This is a genomic window from Vibrio fortis (assembly GCF_000695685.1).
Taxonomy (GTDB): Bacteria; Pseudomonadota; Gammaproteobacteria; order Enterobacterales; family Vibrionaceae; genus Vibrio; species Vibrio fortis_A.
Map to the genome: position 1 here is coordinate 175,807 of NZ_JFFR01000027.1, position 24,485 is coordinate 200,291.

Sequence of the window (24,485 nt, forward strand, 5' to 3'; positions counted from 1 at the left end):
TACATTTGCAGACTCGACATCATGGGGAGTCTGCTTAGCCATATTGGAGCTCTATGAAAAGCACTGAACTGAACCTGATTCCCATTTTTGTCGCGATTTACGAAGAACAGAATTTGTCCAAAGCGGCAGCGCGTATGGATATAAGCCAGCCGGCAGTGAGTAAAGCGCTAGCAAAGCTTAGAGATATCTACGACGAGCCTCTGTTCCATCGTACCACGTCGGGTGTTGAACCAACCGCTTTTGCATCGGACATCTATCCTGCAATGTCGGCCGCTTTGAAAAACTTCACCTCAACGCTCTCTGCATCGAGAGATTTTGACCCTAAAACCTCCAATCGAATCTTCTCGATTGCTTGCGTATCAGCTGCGAGCTATGAGCTGATGCCTAAACTGATGAATCTCATCAGTCAAACTGCCCCCAATATTGCCTTAGAAATTCACCCTCTGTTTACTGAAGATTATGAGTCGGACTTACGTTTGCAAAGACATGATATTATTGTCGACATGACGCCGAGAGGGCGCACCATGTTGAAACACGAAACGATTTCAACAGAAGAGCTGGTGGTGGTGTGTCGAGAAGATCACCCAACGATTGGTGATAGCATGGATATTGAGGAGTTTCTGACCCATGACCATGTGGTTGTTTCTCGTTGGCATGCTCGCAAAAGCTTATTAAGCGCAGAGGATTCTCAAGAGTTGGAGAAGCGTCGCATTGTGTATCGCGCGGCTGGAGTCGTCGAAATGATGCCTGTCATTGAGAACTCCGACTACATCGGTATGTTGCCTATGTCGTCGGTTCGTTGTTTTGGTAATAAATACAAACTTAAGACCTTACCACTGCCATTTGATCTAGAAGATTTAGATATGTGTATGATTTGGCACCCGAGTAGAACTAACGAGCCAAGCCATAAATGGCTTCGATGCAAATTGAAAGCAGCTGCTAAAGAAGTCATGTCGCAATAAAATAATGACCCCAGACGTTTGTGTCTGGGGCATAGTGCTTAAGGAATAAGAGGTTTATCGTTAGACTTGCTCTAACGCAACCTGCTTTGGAACGAGTTCTCGGTTTTGAAGAAAGTAAGTCAGCCAATCATCAACAGGCAGTGGACGTGCAAAGAAGTAACCCTGCGCGTATTTACAGCCGATTTGGCGCAGTGTACGTACATGGCACTGTGTTTCTAAGCCTTCTGCAATTACCGAGAAATTCAGTATTTGCGCTAGTTTGAGAATGGCGCACGTAATTTCATAATCAACTTTCGACGAGTTGATGTCCTCAACAAAGCTTCGATCGAGCTTAACGCAATCCGCAGATAGGTTTTTCAATACCGATAGCGATGAATATCCGGTACCAAAATCATCAATGGCAATCTTGTAACCTTTAGAGTGCAGCAACTCTATCGTTCTTGAGCAGGTTTCGAAATCACGCATCATGTCACGCTCAGTTATTTCTAATAACAACTGATGAGGCTTACAGTCCGTTTGATCAAGGATCTCTTGCAACTGTTCTGCAAGGTCTGTTCTATAGAACATTCTCGCAGAGAAGTTGATTGAGAAAGTGACACCTTCAAGGTCAATACCGTCACGTTGCCATTCAGTAATCAGGCACGCTACTTTCTTGAACACCCATTTATCAATATCGATAATCAGATCGCTCTTTTCGGCAACTTCTAGGAAATCAACAGGCGGAAGCAATCCAAGCTTTGGGTGCTGCCAACGAACCAATGCCTCGGCACCAATAATCTCTTGAGTATTGAGGTCGACCTTAGGTTGGAAGAACACTTCCAGTTCGTCATTAGCGATCGCATGGCGTAGACCCATATTGGTTTCAATAAGGTCGTGAGCTTCATGGGTCATTTTATCGGCATAGACTCGGTATTGATCTCGACCGTTTCGTTTCGCGTGATACATTGCAGTGTCTGCGTTTCGAATTAGGGTTTCGCGATCAGCACCGTGAGTAGGGTACTCACACACGCCAATACTTGCAGAAACGAAGATAGAGTTGCTACCGATGTAATATGGTCGTCTCAATGCATGATTGAGACGTTTAGCGATCGGTTCGCTCTCTTCTAATCTCATGTTCGGATATACCACCAAGAATTCATCTCCGCCCATTCGAGCAACGAAGCCTTGATCGCCAACGATGTTGGTTAAAATGTCTGAAACGCTAACTAATAAGTTGTCACCGGGTGCATGACCGAGTGAATCATTAATGGTTTTGAATTCATCGATATCAAGATAAAACAGCAAAAACGGCGAATTGTTATCGATGGACTGCTGAATCTCTCTATCTAAAAGCTTGGTTGCCAACAAGCGGTTTGCTAAGCAAGTCAGTGGATCGTGGTGTGCGAGAAAATCGAAGTTCTTTTTCTCTTCTGTTAGGTCTAAATAAGCCTCTGACAGACGCAACGACATATCGTTGTAAGCTTTCTCAAGGTGTGACCATTCATCGGTACGCCCCAAGTTAATTGGCTTTCTGAGGCTTTCCGATTCCAGACGATCAAAACCTTGTTTTAAGGCATTCAGTGGTTGTCTGATGTGATGTCTGACAACGTAGTTTACCAATAACATGGATAGCAAGACCGCAAATAGACTGATGATAATCGCGTTGAACCTTGAATTTGCGATCTCTTTTTCTAACTTGTCGGTCAATGCTAAGGCTTGCCCTTGAACACGTGACTCCGTGTTTTCTACCATGTCTAGCAGATCACTTTGAGCTTCCAGTAGAGAAGCCATTACGATCCAGCGTTGCTCTAAGTTAGCTCTAATGCGTTTAAGGGCTGAGTTGTACCGTTTTACGGTTTTGCTAATTTTCTCTTTTTCTGCGATGACAGCAGCTGTTTTGATATCAACGTTTTCTAAATGAAGTAGAAAGATATCGAGCTCTTTTTCGACGGCAATGATCAGCACCTTTTCTGTTTCTGGCGTGATACGGCTATGGATGTCGCCGATCATTTTTCCTGATGTTAGAAAAGACTCTCTTAACATGTTAAACAGGTCGAGCTCATTATCGTAGTTGATCAAGTTAGGCTGTTCTATGAGCCTAAGTCGACTGTCTGCTATCGCGAATTCGAGCTGATCAAGCTGCTCAGATAAAGTGACATCAATTTGATTGGTCTGTTTCAGGATTCGATTGAGCGCCAGCGAGCTACCAAGAAAACGGTGAAAGTTATCAATGAATGCGTCGATCTTTTGAGAAAAACCTTCATTGGTCGATAAATCTCTGAGCTTTTGTAGCTGTAAATCCACGTTGAATGCCTCTTCTGAAAGCGTACTTTCACTGAACAAAAAGGTTTGTTCGAGCAATTTCACTCTTGAAGTTAGCGCAAATACACGACGACTTATTTCAGAGTTAACAATGAGCTCTGAAACATGTGTTGAAGTTTCTGTCTTCAATGTCGACTCAACGTAGTAGAGCGATCGAATCACAACGATCACCGCTAAACTTACAATCAGCAGCGAAACAAGGTTGGACAAGATGAGCCTTTGAGTGATGTTTATCTGATGTAATTTCATTAACGCTTCCAAATCTTCAGATAGGCTTCACGGTAGCCATTTTGAGGGTCGTAGACCCCTTTATCTTCTTGGCCGATAAGTTCTTCAACATTATCTGGAGTGACGAGGTGCACTGGCGCTGAATACCCGCTAGGCGGCATGCCATTGAATGCGCGATTTAACTCATCAACTATCTGCCAACCTTGTAGATATAAAGGCTCAGGAACAGTGGCCAGTTGGAATTGACCACTGTTAATACGTTTGTATGCCGCTTTACTGCCATCTCCAGCTGAAATGTTATTCGGGATGACTCTTAGTTGTTCGACGTTGGTCTCTAAAGAAGGGATCGCATAATCAATGTAAAGGTCATTAATTGCTAAAAGGTGAGTGATTTCTTGGCCGTACTTCTTATCGAGAGTTTGTAGCGTAGCTGGCATTTGCTCCGCAATTTTGTCCAGCGGCAAATAGTGGAGTTCAAGAACATCACATGTTGCGCAACGCTTAATTGTTTCGACCATCGCATTGGCTTTGATCATCGCAATCTCATAATTGGGGTCGGTAAAGACCACTGTTTTGGCTTGGCCATTAGAATTTACTATCGCTAAAAGCGCAGCAACCTCTGCAACAGCAAGAGGATCGGTTGTGATGTTGGTATATAGACCGATTTCAGGGTTACCGCCAACAAACTCAGTCGCGTGCCATCCAATAACAACAATGCCTAGTTCTTCAGCTTGTTTTAGGATGTGCTTATGTCGTACTGCATCAATGCCACCTAATACAATCGCGTCGGGCTGAAAGCTGATGGCCTTTCTGATAGCAGCGCCTTGGCGAACTTTTGAGCCCAAACCATCGATAAATCTAAGATGCCAATTGATGTTCGAAATCGCTTCAGAGATCCCGCGACCAACACCATAAACGCCTCCGTTGCGGAGATCAGAGGCAACAAAGATGACACTTTTCTCGTGGCGAATCCTCGGGCCTTGAGTGGGTCCGTCCCAATGCTGTTGGCTTGATACTGCTCGTATCACTTTTTCTTTCGCATATTCGAAGAATTGCTGTTCACTGTCTGCCAAACTGGGAGTCCCCCAGGTACCAACAAGCAGCCAACTCACAAAAATTAACATTTTATTCATGATGTTTATAAAAGGCTTTAAACGATAACGGCTCTATATTTATAATATTGTCAATAAACATTCAAACTTTTGGTAACATTTATGCCGGGTCAGATTTATAAAAACATTTTATCGGTCTTAGTTATTGCTTGTTCTACGCTCTCTTTTTCCACACAGGCTGACGGGGTAAGGTCTGAGTCAGATGTTAAGAAACTTCATAAATTTCAAGAAACTGTCAGTGGAAAACCCGTTGCTTTAGCTCCAATGACGGTGGAAAAACCGGTTCGAATTGCATTAATTTACCCAAGTGCAGATATTTCTGACTTTTGGATACGAAACTACGTTGCATTGAAAGAGCGACTGGTTGCATTAGATCTGCCATTTGAAATCGAGCAATTCACTTCTAAACAGATTGAACACTCGCTGCAAACTCAATACATCGAGCAAGTTCTGAGCTCTGATACGCCTTATGATTTTGTGATTTTTGGTCCGTCTGAACTAGGTTTTCAAGCTGAGAACATTCAAAAGCTGTCTGCATCCGATGAATTCAAAACCTTTATTTGGGCATTCCACACACCAAATGAAAAATGGGAGCATCAGCCAGACAGCTGGTTTGACTTTTCAAGCGCAATGGGTGCGGAAGTGTTGTGCGATCATGTCGTGAAGGTGCTTGGAGAAGATGTGGAGTTTTCTGCGAATCGAGGAATACCGGGAATTACCGACACACAGCGTTCTCAAGGCTTTATTGACTGCGTAGAAGAGAAGGGCAATTGGCTGACAGTTTACGAGCACTTTGGTCAATATCAGAAAATTGGTGGTGCCGATGGGATTCGATTAGTACTAGGAAACTTCCCAGAAGTGACCATGGTACATAATGCCAATACCGCAATGACAATCGGGGCGATTGATGCTCTGAATGAAGCTGGAAAATTGCCAAACATCTATCTAACGGGTTGGGGTGGAACAGCCAAAGAGATTGAGAAGATTCGTTCAGACGAGTTAGATGCCACGCCAATGCGTATGAGCGATGATCTCGGTGTTGCGACGGCTGAAGCGATAAAGTTTCACCTCGAAAAGCGTGAGTCAGAGGTGCCACTCATTTATCTAGGGCGTATCACTGTGGTACACAATAAGATGAATGATGACCAGTTAGATAAGCTAACGGAAGAAGCATTTCGTTATTCAGGCAAACATTAATTCACCGTTACCGAATAACAGAATAAACAAAGAGTCGATTATCTATGTGACATAAACGCCCGCAGATAATCGACTCTTGCTTTAGGTTATCAAACTGAGTATTAGCAGTAATTATTTTCTAATTAGTAACTTCTTTTAGAACTTCGCCGATTGAGCCACTCGGTTGAGTAATCCCAAGTTTGTTTGATAGTGTCGGAGCGATGTCGTACGGAGTGATACTGCGCGAGACTTTTTGACCTTCTACATCGTAACCTGCAAAGATCACTGGCACGTGAGTATCGTAGCGCCAAGGTGAGCCATGAGTAGACGCGATCTGTAACCCTTCCATGTCGTTAATATAGCTGCGAGGTGCAAACACGATATAGACATCACCAGAACGTGCCGGGTGATAGTTGTTCTTTATCAGGTTCATGATGTGTGTATTTGGTACGCGGTTGGCTGCAATATCATTGCTCGATACGGCATAAGCCACACCTTCAACTTTCGAGACCTCATCCGCTATTGCTGCTTGTACGGCTTCTAAATCTACTTTTTTCTCTTTTAAGAGTTCATGGTTTAGGTACACGTATGGTTGAGCATAGAGACGGATCGCATCTTTACTCAAACCAAATTCATCTTTAAGGCGTTTCTCGACACCCGCTGAAAGAAGAGAGTCTTTATTAAAATACTGAGCTTGAGTAAAGCCAAGTACGTTCGCTGCAGGTGAAGATTCCGGTACCCCATGGTCTGCCGAGAGTACGATTAAGGTATTTTCCAACCCTACATGGTTATCGATGTTCTTAAATAGCTTCGCAAGCGTCTTGTCTAATCGAATCAGGTTATCCTCAGCTTCTAGACTCTCAGGGCCATAAAGGTGGATAACATAATCGTTTGATGAAAAGCTGACTGATAGGTAGTCAGTAGCTTTCCCTTGCCCAAGCTTCTCTTGCATCAATAGGGTACTGGCAAAGTTCTCCGTAATCTCATCACCAGCAGGACTGACGGTTAACATAGTGCTGTAGTACTTGTAACTGGCCGGTCCATAAGGGTGTGGGAAGGTGCGTTGGAAACCTGCTAACTCTACTTTATGGTCTGGGTTATGCTCTTCTAGGGTGTAAGCCTCTCTAGGTAGCGATAACTCCCACTTCTGCTTGGAGTATTGGCTAGGGATGGCTTTTTCGTTCCATCGTTCAACCCAAGCTGGGTACTCATCATAGTAATAATTACTGGTAACAAACTCAGATTGTGCCTTGGAAAACCAAAATGCCTTGCCACTATGGCCAGCGAGAGAAATCGCACCACGGTCTTTAACGGATACTGCAAATATCTTGGATTGACCACTGTTTGAAATAGTCAGCTCATCACTGAAAGTGGTAGAGAGGATTGGCTCTGGCGAACGCCCATCACCACCTGCCGCTTTTTGCGTTGGGTCGATTTCTGTCGCTTTATCCACGCCAGCACCAGAGGTCAACATGTTGTAGTTTGAGTCCTCAACGTTGTAGACCAAACGCTCTTGACTGCGATCGTACCAAACGTTGCCGACCATGCCATGGACGCTAGGCGGAGCGCCTGTCGCTAAAGAGACGTGACCAACAATGGTCTCAGTATTACCATGTTGGTAATGTGCGTTGGTGTAGTAGGTGCCATCTTCCATTAGGTAGCGAAAACCACCTTCGCCAAAGTTGTGTTTGTATCTTTCTAGAAGGTCTGCACGAAGACCATCTACGGTTATTTGAAGTACTAAATTGGGTTTGTTTTCAGAAGCTAGCGTAGGTAGAGAACAGACAAGCGCTAGGGCGAGTCCAGACAGTTTCGCGTATTGCATAGCATACCCTTGAGAATTGTTATTTTAACTGACGTTGTAAAGATGGTTAAAAGCAGCGGTAAATCAAAGGATCTCCATTGCTTCATAACCATCAGTTATGTCATGACGGATGAGTCACTAGGCTCAAATGTGTTTATTTATCCTTAACGAGGCGAAGTCCCATGTCAGACATGGTGATTGACTGACTTGCGAAATCTCGTCTGTAGCTTTCCGATTCATCACTATCGTAGGCAAAACTGCCGCCCCGGACTGATTTATGTGATAATCCAATGTCGCTGTGTTTAGCATTGTTCGGATTGTCGGAAGGTGCGTATCGGTAATAAGTGTCATCGAACGCATCAATAACAAACTCGCCAACGTTGCCCGTCATGTCATATAAGCCTAGTTCATTCGGCTGCTTTAAGCCTACAGGATGGGCACTATTTTCTGAGTTTTTAGAGTACCAAGCTACGTCGTCTAAGTTATTGGAACCACTATAGATATATCCCTCACTTTTATTACCGCCTTTGGCTGCAAACTCCCATTCTGCTTCCGTTGGTAGGCGGTAATTCTCACCCGTTAGTTCGTTGAGTTGGTCAACAAAATAGACGGCTTGTTGCCAGCTTAGATTGTTCACTGGTACTTGTGGGTTAGGGAAGTAGCTCATCGATGAGCCCATGACAGATTCAAAGATCTCTTGGGTCACCTCAAACTTAGAAATATAGAAGCTGTTTACGGTCACTTCACGCGCGGGTGTCTCTGCTTTTTTTGCTGAGTCTGCGTCGGAACCCATGCTAAAGCTGCCGCCTTCAACGAGCACCATGTCTTGATTGATACGTTGGGCAATAGGGTGTTCAGGTGTTGTCGCACAACCTGAAACCATCAAAGTAAGTAATATGCTGCCAGAAGTCGTTAAGTGTTTGTAATTCAAGCTCTTCATTAGGAAGCCTCTATCGAATGGGAGTGGCGTAATTTTACCCATTTCGGCTATTCCAATTGGTTATAAAGGGTATAACAAGCTACTGATAGCAAGGCGTTTTATGATGAGTGCAGACACTAAAAATAGGTACATGAATCATGCATATTACTCAAGGTCCTCAATATAACGGTAAGGCTTCAAAACGATTGCACGTTATGGCGAAACCAATTGGTGCGGCATGCAACATCGATTGCACGTACTGTTATTACCTAAGTAAGCAGGATTTATTGGAGTACAAGAAAGGTTGTTCTCCAAAGATGGACGATGAAACACTAGAAACCTATATTCGCCAATATATTGAAGGCCAAAACACGCCTGAGATTATTTTCTCGTGGCAAGGCGGTGAGCCAACCATGCTTGGTCTTGAGTACTTTCAAAAGATTGTAGAACTACAAAAAAAATACCAGCCACAAGGCATTGTGATATCTAACGACCTCCAAACCAATGGCACTCTGTTGAATGATGAGTGGTGCCAGTTTTTAGCTGAGAACAACTTCCTAATTGGTTTGAGCATTGACGGCCCAGAGTTACTTCACAATACCTATCGAACCAATAAAGCGGGGCGCGGCACCTTTAAGCAGGTGATGGCGGCAGTCGACCTGCTACATAAACACAAAGTGAAATTCGCGACACTAACCTGCGTGAATAATCTTACTAGCCAGAACCCGTTGGAAGTGTACCGATTCTTGCGCGATGTCGTTAAATCGCCACAGATGCAGTTTATTCCTATCGTAGAACAGAAGACGTTCCGTACTGTCGCACCTCAAACCTTTGAGTTCGACGCTCAGCTTATGCAAGGCGATAAGCGACTTATTCCTGGGCACAAACACTCGGTGATGGAGTCGTGGTGTGTATCTGATTTAGCGTGGGGCAACTTCCTCATCGCTGTGTTCGATGAATGGGCAAGAAACGATATTGGCAAAGTCTTCGTGCAGTATTTTGAGGCGAGCATTGAAACTTGGATGGGGCGTCCAAATCCGTTATGTACCTTAAATGAGCTATGTGGCAAAGGTTTGGCTATGGAGCCAAATGGTGATGTGTTTGCTTGTGACCATTATGTATACCCAGAATACAAAGTGGGTAACATCCATCATCAGAAACTGGATCAAATGGCGTACAGTCCATCTCAACAAACATTTGGTTTTGCGAAATCGAAAACTCTGACAAGCCAATGTCAACAATGTGATTATAAGTTTGCTTGTCATGGTGAGTGCCCAAAAAACCGTTTCATTAAAACTCGTGATGGAGAATCAGGCTTAAATTATCTTTGTGCCGGGTGGCATAAGTTCTTTTCTCATGTCGATAAGTCGATGGCTTACATTCTGCGAGCGATGGGTCACCCTGTTGCGCACGGAAAATATAGCGATGCAGTATTGATTGCAAAACGTCGTCAGCAACCGACATTCGAAACTAAGTTTTAATTGGAACGAGGCACTTATGATGATTAAAAGAAGTTTAGCGACCATGATTGCTTTAATGCTTTCAACGTCAGGTTTTGCAGCGAGCAATGATTTAAGTCCTGCTCAAAGTGGCTCGGCTTTACAAACACCAGCAGAGCAACATGTCGAAGGGGAGCTTTCTAGTGATCCACAGCAACGCATTCAACAGCTTTCGTACATGGCGCAAGACCAATCACAATCAATACAGAATCGCACAGGCGCACTGCGAGCGTTGGGCGCCTATCCAAGCCAAAATGCGCTTGTCGCTGTCGCGCGAGGATTGAAAGATTCAAACTCTGAAGTGCGAGAAGCAGCAGTGATTGGAGCTGCGCCATATCCTTTCGAGCATCGTTGGACACTCGTATCACCGTTACTCAATGATGAATCAGAAATGGTTAAACACAGCGCCGCTTCAAACCTTGTTCGTGATTACGGTGTGATGAATGCAGATCAGAAAGCGCAATTGGATGAGCCGGTAACATCTTTGATTGAGTTCTTAGAGCAGCAGCCGACACAGGAGTATCAGTTGCTATTAGCTGATGTGCTGCGTTGGTACGCGCATCCAGATAAGGCAGAGACTATCTATCTTGAACTTGTGAAAACACGATCTGAAGATCCACAAGTATGGTTAAGCTTTGCAGATAACTACCGAGCTCAAGGGAGAGACAAAGAAGCAGTGAGCATACTGGATCGTGGCCTTGAAAAAATGCCCGGCAATGCAGCCCTGCACTATTCAAAATCGCTCACTCTAGTGCGTTTAGAAGATAAAAGCGCAGCGGCTGCTGAAATAGAGAAAGCAGCGCACCTAGCAAAAGATAACAGCTACTACTGGTACCTTAATGGTGTTTTACAAGAGCCTTTAAGCATAGATAAATCGACAGAATCATTCGAGAAAGCGTACATGATCTCTGGTGCGCCAGAGCAATTGTATGCGGTGTGTGACATCTATGTGCGATATGGACATCAGAAGAGTGACGAGTGTTTGTCTGAGTTGGGGAAGGTCGCTCCAGATTATGTAATCAAACAACTGAAAGAGAAGCGAGTTAACCCTAGTTAGTTATTAAAAAAGAGCTCAACCAAGTTGAGCTCTTTTGGTATCTGTCGATGAGGCATTCTAGAAAACAAAATTAAGCATGATGGTGTAGAGCATCGCATTATCGTCAGTTGGACTATCGATAAAGGCTCCGGTACCTCTGCGTGCCTCAAAATATTGTACTTCACCGTTTAGTGATACGTTTGGTAGCACATCGTAGTCCACGCCTAAGGTATAGCTATTTCCAGACAAGTGTTCATGGTCATTAAACTGTGCACCATAGACCGCATAAGGAGTAAACAAGCCTAAGTGGTAGCCAAAACTGGTATAGAATGACGACGAAAAGTCATTGGTTTGTGCTTCGGCTGCAACGACTGCACTACCAAATTCGTATTCTGTTCCCAGTGACCACATCTGAATGTGTTGATTTTCAGTTGTTGGTAGAGGGCCTATTCCATCAATAGTCAGTTTCTGATCGAAGTTTGAGTCTAGGAATGCGGCATTCCAGCGGTAGTTATCGCCGCTAATCACCATATTGATACCAAACATCCGATTTGTCGTAAATTTAATATCGGTTGTACTGTCAAACTCAACTTCGTTTTCATCTCTAATGCCGAAAAAAGGTGTTAACTGTAGACTGGCTTCATCGGTTAGCTCATGGTTCCAAGATACCTTCGCACCATTAAAGGCAGTGATACCGAGAATACTATTATAGACTTCCGTGGGTGGTCTTGCTGTCATGTATGCCTGGCCGACATAATAGTATTCTGATGCAAGAAAGAGAGGTAGGCGAAGGCGACCAACACTGAAATCAAAGTTGTTGTATTCGTAGCCGATATAAGCCCATTCTAATGCTGGGTCATTCCAATCGTCCTGAGGTCTTTTTACTACTTGAACCGATGCTCTCAACGCGCTGAGGTAGTAGTCGAGTTGTAGACCAAATGTGGTGTCACAGTCGTAGCAGTTCTCGTCTTTAAAGCCGCGATTGATCATTAAAAGCGTCTCGTTATCTGACCTTGCCCATGATGTTGAGCCAAAGCCGCTTAAAGATAAGCTGTCTGTTAGCTCTATGACTGCAAAAGCAGGAGAGGCGAGAGCACAACCTAATACTGACGTTACAATTCTTTTCATCGTTATTTCTCCGCGCTAATTACATAGAGCACATTGGCATCTTGAGGGATAGAATCTAATGGTGCGTAGCCGATACGGTTAGGTTTGTCGTTTAACCAGTTAATCAGATTCTCTGGGTTTGGGGCTTTAATCTCTTTCGGATGTCTAGCTTTCCCCGAGAACGAGAGACTGGCCCAATGTGCATTCATCTGTGCGGTATTTTTTCCTAGTAGAAGTTGATAGAAATCCTGTCTTTCACTGGTGTTGGCAGGCCAATCAGATAGCTCAACTCGCTTACCGTTTAAGCGCTTAGTTTTGCCTCTGTATAGCTTTCTTGCCTTATTAATTGTTATCTCTTGAAACTCGGAGTCGAGAGAAAAGATAGCGTATTCGCCAACTGCATGAGCGGGGTTAATCATTAGGAGACAACCAAAGAACCCAAGAGCCGCAGGTTTCACGGCTTGGCGTTGTAATTGAATTAGTGTATTTCTCCAGTTCATTGGGCTCTCCTAGCTCGTAGCACTTTCAATCTGGTGGAACAATTTATCCTTTCGAACTGGTTTGGCTACATAGCCATCCATACCTGAGTCGTAACACTTTTGGATATCGTCATCGATGACACTTGCGGTCAGTGCGATGATTGGCGTTTTATTGAGACCGAAACTTTGTTCATGTTCTCGGATTTCTCGAGTTGCGGTGAAACCATCTTTTACTGGCATCATGCAATCCATCAAAATGACGTCGTAACTGTTGTCTTTACGGTACATGTCGACCGCTATTTGCCCATTGTCTGCGATCTCGAAAGCGTAGCCGCCCTTTTTAAGCATCACCGACGCTACTTTTTGATTTACACGATTATCTTCAACTAACAGAATTCTTTCTGATTTGGCGACAATGTTTTCTACCTCTTCTTTTGGTGTAAACGTTGGCTGCGGTGTTGAAGCGATTGGTGCGGAAGTTTGAACCGCTGCTTGCTCAGAATCTTTTTTCTCCGATTCTTTGACACTATTGATTGGTGTTACCATCGCAATATTTACTTCAGATTGGAGTTGTTGAGTTAGTGGGATAGGAGCACTTGTATCGATCGCTGAAATTACTTTCTCCTTTAACATTTCAAATTTGAACGGCTTAGGAATGTAATCGTCCATACCGACGTCGAAACATCTTTGGATGTCATCATCAATAACACTGGCGGTGAGTGCGATGATAGGTATGCGGCGTGGAGAGTTAATCTCTTGTTCGATTCTGCGTATATGGGCGGTTGCCTCAAAGCCATCCATAACCGGCATCATGCAGTCCATTAAAATAGCGGCGTAATGCGGGTTCACGGTGTACATATCAACCGCTTCTTGCCCGTTATTGGCAAACTCGAAGGTGTAGCCACTTTTGCCAACGTGTAAACCGGCGATCTTTTGATTTATCTTGTTGTCTTCAACAATCAAGATCACCTGTGACGCACACTGTTTTAAAGTTTTGTTCTCAGCGCGCTCAGCTTGTCCTTGGCTATCACAATGCTCAAGTGCTTTTATGAACCTCAAACCAAGTAGCGGTTGTGATACTTGAGCTGTGATACTTGAGCCTAGATCAACTGGTTCACTCAGGAAGGAACGAATTAGACAAATCTTCACACCTTGTCCACTTACATCATCTAAGAGCGACGTATGATCACTGGCTTGTAGCTGTTCGTCTTCTGCGAAGATAACGGTAGTTGGTTTAGCTTTATCGATAGACTCCAATAGAGCAGGGAGCTCGCTCGCTGAGTTTGAAGCTTTAGATAGCGTGATTGAATAAAACTCTAAATCTTGCTCGATGCGCTGTGCTAGGTGCTGGTTGTTGCTTACTAAAATAATGTTTGAAGTGGCTGTGCTCGGTTTGGTTGCATCTACATCAATCGGCAACTCAAGGTCAAAGTAGAAGCAACTTCCTTTTCCTTTCACTGAATCTAATTGGATTTTCCCGCCCATTAATTCCACTAATTGAGTACTGATCGCTAGACCGAGCCCCGTACCACCGAACTGGCGGGTAGTGGAATCATCTTCTTGAGCAAATGGTTCAAATATCTGTTTCTGCTGCTTCTCATCGATACCGATACCTGTATCTTGCACAGAGAAACGAACCTTAACGCTATGAGCATGACTTTCTTCTGCGTTAGGAGTGCTCTGATTTACAGAGTTAATGTCGCCTAAAGTATCAATCGATAGAGTCACCGCACCTTCAGTGGTAAATTTCACAGCGTTAGACATGAAGTTCATGAGCACTTGTCTTAAACGGTGATCATCAATCATGACACGACTTGGGGTATTCGGGCTGATGTTGACGTTAAGCGCTATCTTCTGCTCTTTAGCCTTTGGCGCGACAATTGAGGCAATATCATAAATCGATTCACGGATTGAGGCAGAATGAGGGCTTATTAGCAGCATCCCCGACTCAATTTTCGAGAAGTCGAGAATGTCATTGATGAGACTTAACAGTAGGTGCGACGATGTATCGATAGTATCAACATAGTCTCGCTGCGTTGGTGTAAGTTGGGTATCGGATAAAATCTCCGAAATACCAATAACTCCATTAAGTGGCGTTCGGATTTCGTGAGACATATTAGCCAAAAAGCTGCTCTTTGCTTTACTTGCCTGAATCGCATCGTCTTTTGCTCTCTCCGCATCTTCTTTTGCTAACGTCAGGCGCTCTTTTGCGTGCTCCCTCTCAATGGTTAACCTTTCAACTTGCTGGGCGAAGAGGCTCAATTCATCTTTACCTTGAACCAACTTAGATAGTGATGGACGTTGACGCCCGTCTTCACTTTTAAGGAATTTTAAGATTAATCCCAAATTATTCGTCACTTGACGCGCTAAGCTGAACGTGAGCCCCATGACTACAGCTGCGAGCAGAGTAACCAGACTAATAAACAGTGTTCTTTGCGTCTCTGCATTACTGATCGCGAGTTCCACTTCGCTTTGGAACTCTTGTTTAATGACGTTTGACAACTCTTGAAGAAGATTCAACCTAGCACTCATAGCAGCTAAACCAGTTTTGATCTCGTCCGATGAAAGTTGGTTTATGGACTCTGCACTGAATAGGGCACTTCTGATTTCTTGGCTTTGAATGAACACCTCATTACGAAACACTTCGACCATCTGAGCAACTTGGTTTTCATTAGCATTGAGAGTGATAAAACGCTCCAAAAACAACAGTTGTCTTTCACCGAGTGTTTTAATCTGTTCTGCTAACTCTGGGTCGTACTCCTGTTGGTTTTGGAAAATGTCCAGCAGTGAAGCGCTCAACTTAAATTCTTCGTTGGACCAAAACGAGAGCCACTCCAACTGTTGAAGAGCGTTTAAGTGTTGTTGAATTTCGCGTTTGGTGACTTCAAAGGGTACACGTTCGATGGATAACAGGAGTTGCTTGTAGAGGTCACTTTGCCATTCGATGGCGTCTAATTTATCGAAGCTATCGGTTGCTTCCATAGTTGACAATGTTGCTTCGCTAAAGTCAGAAAGCAGCTGGTTTACCTCATTTGATTGTTCACGAAATATGACCGGAGAGAGGGCTTTTAACTCCTCTTTTGCTTGAGCACTTTGAGCAACAAAACTGGTTGGGTCTGGAGCAAGCGTGCTCCTATAAAGTATTGATATGTCTTGTAAATAGACCGCTAACTTATTTGTCCTCTCAAAGTCATGTAACTGCTCAGTTAAGAATAGTGCTTGTCTACCTGCGAGAAACAACAGCAAGGAGATAGGAAGTAGTACTAAGCCGAAGAGTTTGTGTTTGACTGACAAATTATTCCATATTGTTTTTGTAGACATATAGGTTCCGTCCAACTACACGCATATACAAACAGTAGGACAAACTGCCCAAATTGGAAATTTTATTTGATGAATTTTGAATGAAGTGTGGAACAGGTAACTATTTGATGGAGGTATTAATTTAGGATTGGAGTACGACCTTTTGACTTGTACCAAAGCCCTACCAAAATGAGGGAGTTAGTGTTGATGTTTAAAGAGGAATTTATCCCGCCATTTGAGTACTTACCTGCTGGTATACTGCGAAACTTTAGACTGCTACCTAGTACCTCTTGGTACAACAAATCGCTAAACTCATCATCAAACAAGACACTGAAACCAAATCCAACTTTGTTGCTAAGAACTTGCGGATTTTCAATGGTTTTTCCTGAAGGACTAACGCTTGTCCAAGCCTTTCCGTAATAGTAGATATTGTTATAAGCAAACCAAGGGTTTTTGCTCATTGCGTCTTCAGCGTACGCGCTGATGATTCCGGTCTCTTCCCATTTTTGCTTGTGTAGCTCATAAAAGGGCACTAATTGACTCCAACTCGGGTCACTTTGATACTCAATACTCGCAAGGACATAAGGATCACTGGTTAGGAAAGGGACGTTACGCGAGTCAATCTGAATATCGACACCTTGAATCTCGATCGTTTCTAAGTAGTTATCTAGGTCTGGAAAGGGCAACTCATAGCCATACATTTTGAAACCTTCAGCCGCGTACTGAAGATAGCCATTTCTTCCTTCTTGACGGTAGTACTCGCGATTTTTATAGAGTTTCGCCCCAAAGAGTGTGCCGTTGTGTACTGCTCGACTAAGATCCCATCGTGTGACGATTTCCTTTACGCTTGGAGAGAGTTCTGGGTGTTGCTGTTCTAGAATCTTCAGCCAAATGAGAAGCCGACCTATATCTAATGCGGACCAACCGTTGCCGTTACTTTCGCTATCACTCAAACGGCCTGAGGGCAGCCCGGTTTTAGTGCTGTATTCTCGGTTTGGTAAACTGCCTTTGTAGAGCGGGAATGAGCTTAAAGTAGCCAGTGTTTTCTCAAGTTCGTAATGCACTTGCTCAGTCTCTTTCATGCCTAATGCTTCTAAGGCGAGGGTCGCAGCAATACCACTCGCTACATCCCACATCGTCGTATGGCTATAACCTTGGACGGAATTCCACAATCCTGTCTCTTTATGGAAGTTACGTTGGATGTAATGCTCCGCCTTTTTAGCGAGCAAACGTTCATTTCGACTTAGTGCTATTGGAGCGTCGTTTTTGACAATGGTTGATTGAGGATGACCGACATGCACTTCTTCTTGGATGGTATCCGTTACATTGTTCTCTTTTGCATCTTCAACAATCGGCGGTGCAATCACTCTTCGATAGTATTGTGTTTTAGGCGCAGTAGCAGATTCAACACTTTCACCTCTTACACCTCGTTGCCCATAAAAGCTAACCTCTTCATCGCCATAGCTAGCGAAAGAGTTAAAAAAGGCCATAAGACTCAAAAACAGCGTCTTATATTGGGTATGTCTATGAAGAAATCGTGACAATGCAATCTGACTCATAATGTTTGTCTAACATAATGATAATACAACTTATTGTTTAACAGAGTTTAAATTCCAAAAAATGTGAGAATAGAAGTTGGTGATAATTTGAACAATTAGCTTGTTGTTGATCGGGATTAGCTGTTAAGCTTGAGGCATAACAACGGACAGAACTGGCTAGATGGATTTTGATTTAGTTAGGAATAAGATTGTTATGTTCAAATTTTACGATTTCCTCCGCGAAATAGGCGTTGTTGTCCCAGAGCAGCAAGCTTCTCACAATAATTTTTCTGCTGACTACCATTACTCAAGTTCTCGTTATCAAATTGAAGAACCCGCAAAAAAGAGAATTGCAGATTACTTGTCTTCCAATGTACTCAAGCGATTGAATTGTGGTGATGTATCGAATTCTAACGGTGTTATTGCTTTTTCATTTGGTGATAGCGACGACGTCAATCAACTCCTTGCAAAAGAGGTGGAAAGATTCCACCAAGAAAATCCACTCGCTCCTTGTTACGTACAGCAAGAGGTCGCTGCTCATTTAAAAGCAACGCCTCATGTGAGTATTGAAAACAACGCTTATCAAACCACAACGGATGTTGCGAGAGCTGCATTGAACGATATTGGTCTCGCGAAGATCACGGTGATCGCGCAGTCTTGGCACGCACAGCGTTGTATCGAAACTTGTGAATCGCTTGGTTTTGAAGTGGTCGCATTGAGAGTGAATGATGGATTTCCGGCCAAAGACCCACAGCCTTGGGTAAGGAACCCGATTAACTGGATCATTAAAGAGAGCCATCGAGAAGTCGCGACTGGTTATGAAATCAGTGAGCAGTTTAATCTGGTTTAGTAACGTGATATTGAATTTTAAACATGGGGTTATCACTAACTTCATGAAATCTTGTAAGTTGTGCTCTATTGCAAGTTATCGAGGAATTACAAAGAGATAATCACAAATTAATCTATCCTTCTCCTGAAATAAATCAATTTTTGTCTATACTCACTTCATAATAATATGCAACTAAGTGAGCTGGCTTGATATGGATGATTTGAAACTGAGCCCTTTTCATAGTGTGAAAAGAGAGGCTTGGGCTGCCGTTGGCTTTAGCATGGGCATTAATCTTCTGGTGTTGGCAGTACCAGTCTACAGTTTGCAACTGTTCGATAGAGTGATGAGCAGTGCAAGTATCGAAACCTTGTTCGCTTTGCTTGGCATAACTCTGTTTTTGGTCACTTCTCAATCCGCACTCGAATATATCCGGACTTTGCTAATGCAGCGGTCTGCGCTCAAGCTTGACACTCAATTGAGTGGTCAACTGTTGGATCTGAGTATCTCCACTTCTTCTCAAACAAACAGTATAGATAAGCAGCCGTTGCATGATTTGAGCACGCTACGTAACTTTCTAGCGTCTCCTTCTACTTCTTCAATTCTTGATCTCCCTTTCACTCCGCTGTTCTTGCTACTGCTGTTTTTCCTTCATCCATACATTGGTATTGTCGCTTTGACAGGTGCGGTGGTTTTTTCTCTGCTTACTGTTGTGATGATGTTAGGTGGGCGTAAGGTAAGTGGGGTGGCGCAAGAAGAGACGGGGAAAGTCGCAATGGAGCTCAACGACTTTTTACGAAATGCACCAACTCTCAAAGCCATGGGCATGAGCCAAAACATCGGTAAAGTATGGGAAGAGAAAAATCATAAGGTACTAAGCTTGCAATGGCTGGTTAACGCGCGAGTTGGCTTATTGCTGGCTGTGAGTCGTTATTTCAGAACCCTATTACAAGTTGTGGTGTTAACGCTTGGTGTCTATTTGGCATTACAACAACAAATAGGGTTGGGTGCTGTTATTGCTAGCTCAATCTTAATAGGCCGCGTGTTGAGCCCGTTTGAAAGTGCAGTCAGCGGCTGGAAGTCTTGGTACAGCGCTTATCAATCATGGAGTCGCCTGAAAAAATGCGCCTCTCTTACCAATCCATCGGTTAAAACTCTGCTACCTCAACCACGAGGAGAGATTCAATTTAATAATGTCTCGCTAAAGTTCCCAGGGGCAAAATCACCGACGTTACAGGGGATCAACTTTAAGCTAGGAGCGGGACATGCACTTGCGGTTATGGGCAATTCTGGCTCAGGTAAATCATCACTGGCGAGCCTGTTAATGGGTATTCATAAAGCAAGCGTTGGTGAAATTAAAATTGATGGTGCGACTGTTGAAAAATGGGATCAAAATCAGTTTGGTCAGTATATAGGGTATCTTCCTCAGCACGTCGGACTGCTTGCCGGAACGGTGAAGCAGAATATCTCGCGATTCTCTGACTGCAATGATGAAGACGTCGTCTCTGCAGCAAAACTCGCATGTATACATGAGTTAATCATGGCACTGCCTGATGGGTATGACACCTATATTGGCGAGGGAGGGATTCTGCTATCTGGTGGTCAGAAGCAACGTATTGGTCTTGCCCGTGCAATCTATTCGACCCCAAAAGTTCTGGTTCTAGATGAGCCTAATTCGAACCTTGATCCTGAGGGCGAAACGGCGCTCGCTATTGTTCTTCAACACTGCAAAGAGAACAGCATAACAGTGGTGATGATTTCTCATCGTCCGGGTTTCCTACGTCAAATGGATTGGGTAATCAGCCTCAAAGAAGGACGCGTTGAGAAAGCGGGAACGTGTGAGCAGTTCTTGGGGTTGAGAGATGGCGACACTATCAACACCAACCAAGTAAAAGAGCAGCGTAGAGGATAGGAGCATTTATGGAACGCGAATTCAGTACACGCAAATTGATTATTGCTGGCTCTGCAATCCTACTGGTTACCGTCGGAGGATTTCTGTTTTGGTCCATGACCATGTCTTTGAGCTCTGCGTCTGTAGCGCACGGTAACTTGGTTGTTGAGAGTAAAAGAAAGCAGATTCAGCATTTACAAGGTGGCTGGGTGAAAGAGGTGCTGGTGAAGGACGGCCAGCATGTTGAGGTCGGTCAAGTGTTGCTTGAGCTCTCTGATACTAAATCCGAATCCGATTATAAACGTTACCTTTACCGCAATTTCTCATTGGTGGCGCAAAAGGCACGTCTTGAAGCACTTCTGAATGAGTCGGACGAGCCGAAATGGCCCGATGCTTTGGTGAGTGAACAACAAGATTCGTTGATTATTATGCCTATCGTGAATAGTGAGCGAGTGCAGTTCGAACAAGGGTTATTGCGAAAGCAGTTGATTGACTCTTTATACAACCAAAAATCGACTCTTTATAAAGAAAAGATTCAGGGTAGCCAGTTTCAGAAAAAAGCAGTGGCTTCACAGCGTGATTTGATCAAACAAGAGATTGATATGACGAAAGGCTTAGTTGCTAAAGGGTACGTTTCTAAAACTCGTATGTTAGAGCTTCGACGTCATCTAGCTCGAATTGAAGGCGAGCTAGCGGAGATTAACGTCACTATCGACGTGACCAAGCGAGAACTTGAAACCTTAGAACAAAGCTACAAAAGTCAGCTATTAGATTTAAAACGCGATTATGCTCAGCAGCTAAAATCCGTTAACGATGAGGTACGGGACGTTAAACAAGTGATGAATACCTTGGAAGATGTACGTTCACGTATCCAGATTCGTAGCGAATTTAAAGGACGAGTTGTTGGATTAAACATTTCCAGTGTTGGTGGTGTGGTACGTCCGGGACAGGTGCTGATGGAGATTGTACCAGACAGCGATGAGTTGATTGTTGAGGCAATTGTGCCTCCTAGAGATATTGATATTGTCCGCTCAGGACAGGATGCAAGGATCCGGTTAACGGCATATAGCGCAAGGCAAGTACCGCCAGTACTGGGAGAGGTGATTCATGTATCTGCTGACCGAGCGGTCAAAGGCGGTGACGCGGATGAAAAAGACCAAGGTTATTTGGTGAAAATCCGGTTTGATCGTGATGACCTTCAATCATTACAAGCTGAAAACCAAATTGAGCTGTACCCGGGAATGTTGACGGAGGTGCTGATTCTGGTCGAAGAACGTACGCTTTGGGATTACCTGATAGGCCCACTAACCAGTGGTATGGCTAAAGCCATGAGGGAGGCGTAATGGGCGAGTCAATGGTGTTTTGGTTAGGGTTCTATTTGTGTTTCTTTGCGATGAGCACGTACGTTGGTTTCAAAAAGAACAACCTAGTTGCCGGTGTACTCTTAGGCTATGTATTGGGTCCGATTGGTCTTATTTTGTTATTGATGAGCAGTGACCGAAAACAGGGAATCTGCCCACACTGTTCGCAACGGATTGACCGTCAATCTTATATCTGTCCGAAGTGCGAACAAAAGTGTTACAAACAAGTGATTTAAGGAGGCTACTGTGAGTAAAGGAACTATTGTGTTGATGACTGCTGTAGCTATAACGTCGACCGCAGCAGCAGGCTACTTTGGATATAAGAACGCCAGTATTGAATCGCGAATCGATACCTTGATAGCCGAAAAAGTCTCGGAAAAAGAGGCGGATATAGAAGCTCTGAATGAGGTTATTGCAGAGCTAACGGATCAAATGGCTTCAATGACATACGTTAAGCAAATGGATGATGAGACGTATGAAAAACAGGTCGCGGCAGCAGATCTTAAGCTGGTGGAAATGTCACAAGAAATAGACGAGCTAGCTGAGAAACTAGCAGCCTCAAATATCGCATTAGCTAAGGCGAATAAGTCGGCTCGTATATACCGCTCTCGATACCTCTCAGAGAAAGACTCCGTTAAGAGCGCCAAGCTTGCGATGAATGAGCAATTAGCTAAAGAGAAGGTTGCACTTGAGCAACAGAATCAAAAAGCCCTAGCGGCTCAAAGAACGGAATTAGAAGGCGAGTACTCAACACAAGCCCAAAGGGCAGAGACTGAGAAACGTGTCGATGAAATTATGACTAACTTCTCTAATCTGCGTGTGGACTTAGACTTAGTTAATAAGTGCGATCCTAAATACTTAGAACGTTATGGAGAAGCGAAAAGCATGCTTAACCATATGCGAACTTACATTCAACAAAATGACCTAAACTCAGAATACTATTTTTTTGTGATTTCAAATGACGCTCAAATAACCCGCAAAACCCGAGAGTTGTGTATTGAGGGGTAATTGAAATCAGTTCTGTTAGATATCTGGGAATAATGTAGCTTTAAAAATGGACTCGTATGAGTCCATTTTTTTGTTTTCGAAGAAGCCGAAAGGGATTGGTTAAGAAATGGATTAGGAGCCAACCGGCTAGGGAAGTAGATTAATGGTTTTGGCTTAGTAATCTTAAAATAGAAAGCGGCTCATAATGAGCCGCTTGTTGGTGAGTTAGGTTAACGAAGAGTGTTATACGTCTTCTGAATCTGGGAAGTTGATGTCACCGCTATTCAAGTCACTCCAGATAACCACTTCTTGTCCAGCTTCACTTTCAAAGCGGTAGCCGTATAGCGAGCCAGTGTCGATGTTGCTTTCACGATAGATATCTTGAAGAGTGTCGCTCATCTCTAGGTGACTCTCAGTAAGTTGCCAGCCCCAACCGGAAACGTCGATACTGCTTGCACCGGTACATACGAACTGACCAGCGGTATCACCTGCAGTGTTATTGGCTGCAATCTTATCGAGAGCAAGCGCGAGTTCAGTGTCACTTGAGCTGATCTTCACACCCTCAATCTCTTGGAATGTATTGTGCGTCATATCGATCATTTGGCTTTGATTGTCACCACCCACAACCAGGACATCGAAGTCTGAACCACCGCTAAAGTGGACTACACCCGCTTCACCAGACTCAACTTCAGTAGAGTCAAAGATCAGTTGGTCATTACCCGCACCACCGTAAAGCTGATCGATACCTTCACCACCATCTAAGATGTCGTTACCGACTTGGCCGAATAGGGTGTCATTGCCAGAATCACCCGACAGTTTATCGTCGCCTTCGCCGCCATCTAGGGTATCAGCATTATTATTGCCGCTCAGAGTATCGTTGCCTCCACCGCCTGACACATAGTCGTCGCCAGAGCCGCCAGAAAGTTTATCGTCACCGCTTGCACCATATAACATATCGTTGCCTCCATTACCTGATAGTGTGTCGTCGCCTTCTTCACCAAACAGTGTATCGGCAGAGCCACCACCACCTAGGTTATCGTCTCCAGAACCGCCCCACAGTGTATCTTCGCCTGAATCACCTCTTAGAGTATCGTTGCCTTCACCACCCACGAGTGTGTCATCACCAGAGCCACCAGATAGGTAGTCGTTACCTGTTCCGCCATCCAGAGTATCTTGGTCACTCTGACCATACATGATGTCGTTGCCTTCGCCACCTTCGAGGGTATCGTCTCCATCGCCAGCGTATAGTTTATCGCTATCAGCACCACCGAATAAGCTATCGTTGCCTGCACCGGAGGATAGGGTATCGGCACCAGTACCACCGTAAAGGGTGTCTGAGCCGCTATCAGTCGTGATCGAATCGTTACCGTCATCACCAGATACAGTGCTGTTGCCAGAGTTCACTCTGATGGTATCGTTACCTTCACCACCTGCGATGGTGCTGGTTTCGCCACTTGCAGTGATATTATCGTGTCCTTCACCGCCTGTGATGTTGTTGGTGCCGCCACTGGCGGTAATTGTGTCGTCTCCGTCGCCACCAGCAATCGTGTTTACGCTGCCAGTCACAGTAATCGTGTCGTTGCCGTCATCACCGGAAATGTCATTTACTCCACCGCCCGTAGAGCTGATAACATCAGCACCTGCACCGCCAGTAACCGTGTTGCTCGCGCCAGTCAGTTGGATATTGTCATCACCATCACCACCATCGACGATGTTGTTGTCTGAGGTATCTTCAATATAGTCGTTGCCTTGACCACCCAACAGGGTATCCGCGCCCGAACCACCAAGTAAGGTATCATCGCCTTCGCCACCTGATAGAGTATTACTGCCGCCTTCTGCAATGAGTTTATCATCGCCCAAACCACCAGATAGGGTATCGTTACCAGCACGGCTGTTGACCGCGTCATCTTGCTCTGTACCAACAATAAGATCGTCGTGTTTTGTTCCTTCCATGAGCCT

At 44.3% G+C, this 24,485-nt stretch carries 17 protein-coding genes; 8 read left to right on the plus strand and 9 right to left on the minus strand.

Annotation, left to right across the window (positions count from 1 at the left end; genetic code table 11):
• The first annotated feature begins 53 nt into the window (after positions 1-53).
• The gene (locus tag VFDL14_RS06185) at positions 54-962 is read left to right on the plus strand and encodes a LysR family transcriptional regulator (protein ID WP_032552430.1); all 909 of its coding nucleotides are present in this window, start codon (positions 54-56) and stop codon (positions 960-962) included.
• Between the two features lie 60 nt (positions 963-1,022).
• On the opposite strand, the gene VFDL14_RS06180 is transcribed toward VFDL14_RS06185, so the two are convergent.
• Together VFDL14_RS06180 and VFDL14_RS06175 are read right to left on the minus strand one after the other, a co-directional pair.
• Complete coding sequence (locus tag VFDL14_RS06180) at positions 1,023-3,512, minus strand: EAL domain-containing protein (RefSeq protein WP_032552431.1); 2,490 nt, start codon at positions 3,510-3,512, stop codon at positions 1,023-1,025.
• Entirely contained in the window at positions 3,512-4,624 is a 1,113-nt protein-coding gene (locus VFDL14_RS06175) for a substrate-binding domain-containing protein (RefSeq protein ID WP_032552432.1), read from the minus strand. The genes VFDL14_RS06180 and VFDL14_RS06175 overlap by 1 nt, the downstream gene beginning before the upstream one ends.
• A gap of 81 nt (positions 4,625-4,705) precedes the next feature.
• Here VFDL14_RS06175 and VFDL14_RS06170 point away from each other — a divergent pair, with 81 nt between their 5' ends.
• A complete protein-coding gene (locus VFDL14_RS06170) occupies positions 4,706-5,800 on the plus strand; it encodes a substrate-binding domain-containing protein (protein ID WP_032552433.1) in 1,095 nt (364 codons plus the stop codon).
• Positions 5,801-5,918: 118 nt separating this feature from the next.
• On the opposite strand, the gene VFDL14_RS06165 is transcribed toward VFDL14_RS06170, so the two are convergent.
• Together VFDL14_RS06165 and VFDL14_RS06160 are read right to left on the minus strand one after the other, a co-directional pair.
• A complete protein-coding gene (locus tag VFDL14_RS06165; protein WP_032552434.1) occupies positions 5,919-7,604 on the minus strand; it encodes an alkaline phosphatase family protein in 1,686 nt (561 codons plus the stop codon).
• 133 nt (positions 7,605-7,737) lie between these two features.
• Positions 7,738-8,523, minus strand: coding sequence for a formylglycine-generating enzyme family protein (locus tag VFDL14_RS06160; protein ID WP_032552922.1), 786 nt, complete (start codon positions 8,521-8,523; stop codon positions 7,738-7,740).
• Between the two features lie 137 nt (positions 8,524-8,660).
• Between VFDL14_RS06160 and VFDL14_RS06155 the strand changes: the two genes are divergently transcribed.
• Both VFDL14_RS06155 and VFDL14_RS06150 read left to right on the plus strand, forming a co-directional pair.
• Positions 8,661-9,983, plus strand: coding sequence for an anaerobic sulfatase maturase (locus VFDL14_RS06155; RefSeq protein WP_032552435.1), 1,323 nt, complete (start codon positions 8,661-8,663; stop codon positions 9,981-9,983).
• Between the two features lie 16 nt (positions 9,984-9,999).
• The gene (locus tag VFDL14_RS06150) at positions 10,000-11,058 is read left to right on the plus strand and encodes a hypothetical protein (RefSeq protein WP_419177372.1); all 1,059 of its coding nucleotides are present in this window, start codon (positions 10,000-10,002) and stop codon (positions 11,056-11,058) included.
• Positions 11,059-11,115: 57 nt separating this feature from the next.
• Here VFDL14_RS06150 and VFDL14_RS06145 read toward each other — a convergent pair whose 3' ends face one another.
• The 4 genes from VFDL14_RS06145 to VFDL14_RS0123370 all read right to left on the minus strand — a co-directional run bounded on the left by VFDL14_RS06145 (position 11,116) and on the right by VFDL14_RS0123370 (position 17,413).
• Complete coding sequence (locus VFDL14_RS06145; RefSeq protein WP_032552436.1) at positions 11,116-12,165, minus strand: porin; 1,050 nt, start codon at positions 12,163-12,165, stop codon at positions 11,116-11,118.
• Positions 12,166-12,167: 2 nt separating this feature from the next.
• Complete coding sequence (locus VFDL14_RS06140; RefSeq protein ID WP_032552437.1) at positions 12,168-12,644, minus strand: hypothetical protein; 477 nt, start codon at positions 12,642-12,644, stop codon at positions 12,168-12,170.
• 9 nt (positions 12,645-12,653) lie between these two features.
• Positions 12,654-15,944, minus strand: a complete 3,291-nt coding sequence (locus VFDL14_RS06135; RefSeq protein ID WP_032552438.1) for a response regulator — start codon at positions 15,942-15,944, stop codon at positions 12,654-12,656.
• A gap of 116 nt (positions 15,945-16,060) precedes the next feature.
• Positions 16,061-17,413 (minus strand): DUF3131 domain-containing protein, encoded by a 1,353-nt coding sequence (locus VFDL14_RS0123370; protein WP_235201748.1) that lies wholly within the window; start codon positions 17,411-17,413, stop codon positions 16,061-16,063.
• Positions 17,414-17,675: 262 nt separating this feature from the next.
• On the opposite strand from VFDL14_RS0123370, the gene VFDL14_RS06130 reads away from it, so the two are divergent.
• The 4 genes from VFDL14_RS06130 (at position 17,676) to VFDL14_RS06115 (ending at position 22,547) form a co-directional block, all read left to right on the plus strand.
• Positions 17,676-18,311, plus strand: coding sequence for a hypothetical protein (locus VFDL14_RS06130; RefSeq protein ID WP_032552439.1), 636 nt, complete (start codon positions 17,676-17,678; stop codon positions 18,309-18,311).
• 190 nt (positions 18,312-18,501) lie between these two features.
• Entirely contained in the window at positions 18,502-20,199 is a 1,698-nt protein-coding gene (locus VFDL14_RS06125) for a type I secretion system permease/ATPase (RefSeq protein ID WP_032552440.1), read from the plus strand.
• A gap of 8 nt (positions 20,200-20,207) precedes the next feature.
• Positions 20,208-21,521 carry an HlyD family type I secretion periplasmic adaptor subunit gene (locus VFDL14_RS0123375; protein ID WP_032552441.1) on the plus strand — a complete coding sequence of 438 codons (1,314 nt, stop codon included), beginning with the start codon at positions 20,208-20,210 and terminating at the stop codon, positions 21,519-21,521.
• A 264-nt stretch (positions 21,522-21,785) separates the two neighbouring features.
• Positions 21,786-22,547, plus strand: coding sequence for a hypothetical protein (locus VFDL14_RS06115; protein ID WP_032552443.1), 762 nt, complete (start codon positions 21,786-21,788; stop codon positions 22,545-22,547).
• 222 nt (positions 22,548-22,769) lie between these two features.
• Here VFDL14_RS06115 and VFDL14_RS06110 read toward each other — a convergent pair whose 3' ends face one another.
• Positions 22,770-24,479, minus strand: coding sequence for a calcium-binding protein (locus VFDL14_RS06110; protein ID WP_084181899.1), 1,710 nt, complete (start codon positions 24,477-24,479; stop codon positions 22,770-22,772).
• Positions 24,480-24,485: the final 6 nt, after the last annotated feature.

Excerpts from the sequence above, each read along its gene's own strand:
- VFDL14_RS06155 (WP_032552435.1), top strand. The coding sequence starts at position 8,661 with ATGCATATTACTCAAGGTCCTCAATATAACGGTAAGGCTTCAAAACGA.
- VFDL14_RS06180 (WP_032552431.1), bottom strand. The coding sequence starts at position 3,512 with ATGAAATTACATCAGATAAACATCACTCAAAGGCTCATCTTGTCCAAC.
- VFDL14_RS06165 (WP_032552434.1), bottom strand. The coding sequence starts at position 7,604 with ATGCAATACGCGAAACTGTCTGGACTCGCCCTAGCGCTTGTCTGTTCT.
- VFDL14_RS0123370 (WP_235201748.1), bottom strand. The coding sequence starts at position 17,413 with ATGGCCTTTTTTAACTCTTTCGCTAGCTATGGCGATGAAGAGGTTAGC.
- VFDL14_RS06150 (WP_419177372.1), top strand. The coding sequence starts at position 10,000 with ATGATGATTAAAAGAAGTTTAGCGACCATGATTGCTTTAATGCTTTCA.
- VFDL14_RS06135 (WP_032552438.1), bottom strand. The coding sequence starts at position 15,944 with ATGTCTACAAAAACAATATGGAATAATTTGTCAGTCAAACACAAACTC.
- VFDL14_RS06160 (WP_032552922.1), bottom strand. The coding sequence starts at position 8,523 with ATGAAGAGCTTGAATTACAAACACTTAACGACTTCTGGCAGCATATTA.
- VFDL14_RS06145 (WP_032552436.1), bottom strand. The coding sequence starts at position 12,165 with ATGAAAAGAATTGTAACGTCAGTATTAGGTTGTGCTCTCGCCTCTCCT.
- VFDL14_RS06130 (WP_032552439.1), top strand. The coding sequence starts at position 17,676 with ATGTTCAAATTTTACGATTTCCTCCGCGAAATAGGCGTTGTTGTCCCA.
- VFDL14_RS06110 (WP_084181899.1), bottom strand. The coding sequence starts at position 24,479 with ATGGAAGGAACAAAACACGACGATCTTATTGTTGGTACAGAGCAAGAT.
- VFDL14_RS06170 (WP_032552433.1), top strand. The coding sequence starts at position 4,706 with ATGCCGGGTCAGATTTATAAAAACATTTTATCGGTCTTAGTTATTGCT.
- VFDL14_RS06140 (WP_032552437.1), bottom strand. The coding sequence starts at position 12,644 with ATGAACTGGAGAAATACACTAATTCAATTACAACGCCAAGCCGTGAAA.
- VFDL14_RS06125 (WP_032552440.1), top strand. The coding sequence starts at position 18,502 with ATGGATGATTTGAAACTGAGCCCTTTTCATAGTGTGAAAAGAGAGGCT.
- VFDL14_RS06185 (WP_032552430.1), top strand. The coding sequence starts at position 54 with ATGAAAAGCACTGAACTGAACCTGATTCCCATTTTTGTCGCGATTTAC.
- VFDL14_RS0123375 (WP_032552441.1), top strand. The coding sequence starts at position 20,208 with ATGGAACGCGAATTCAGTACACGCAAATTGATTATTGCTGGCTCTGCA.
- VFDL14_RS06175 (WP_032552432.1), bottom strand. The coding sequence starts at position 4,624 with ATGAATAAAATGTTAATTTTTGTGAGTTGGCTGCTTGTTGGTACCTGG.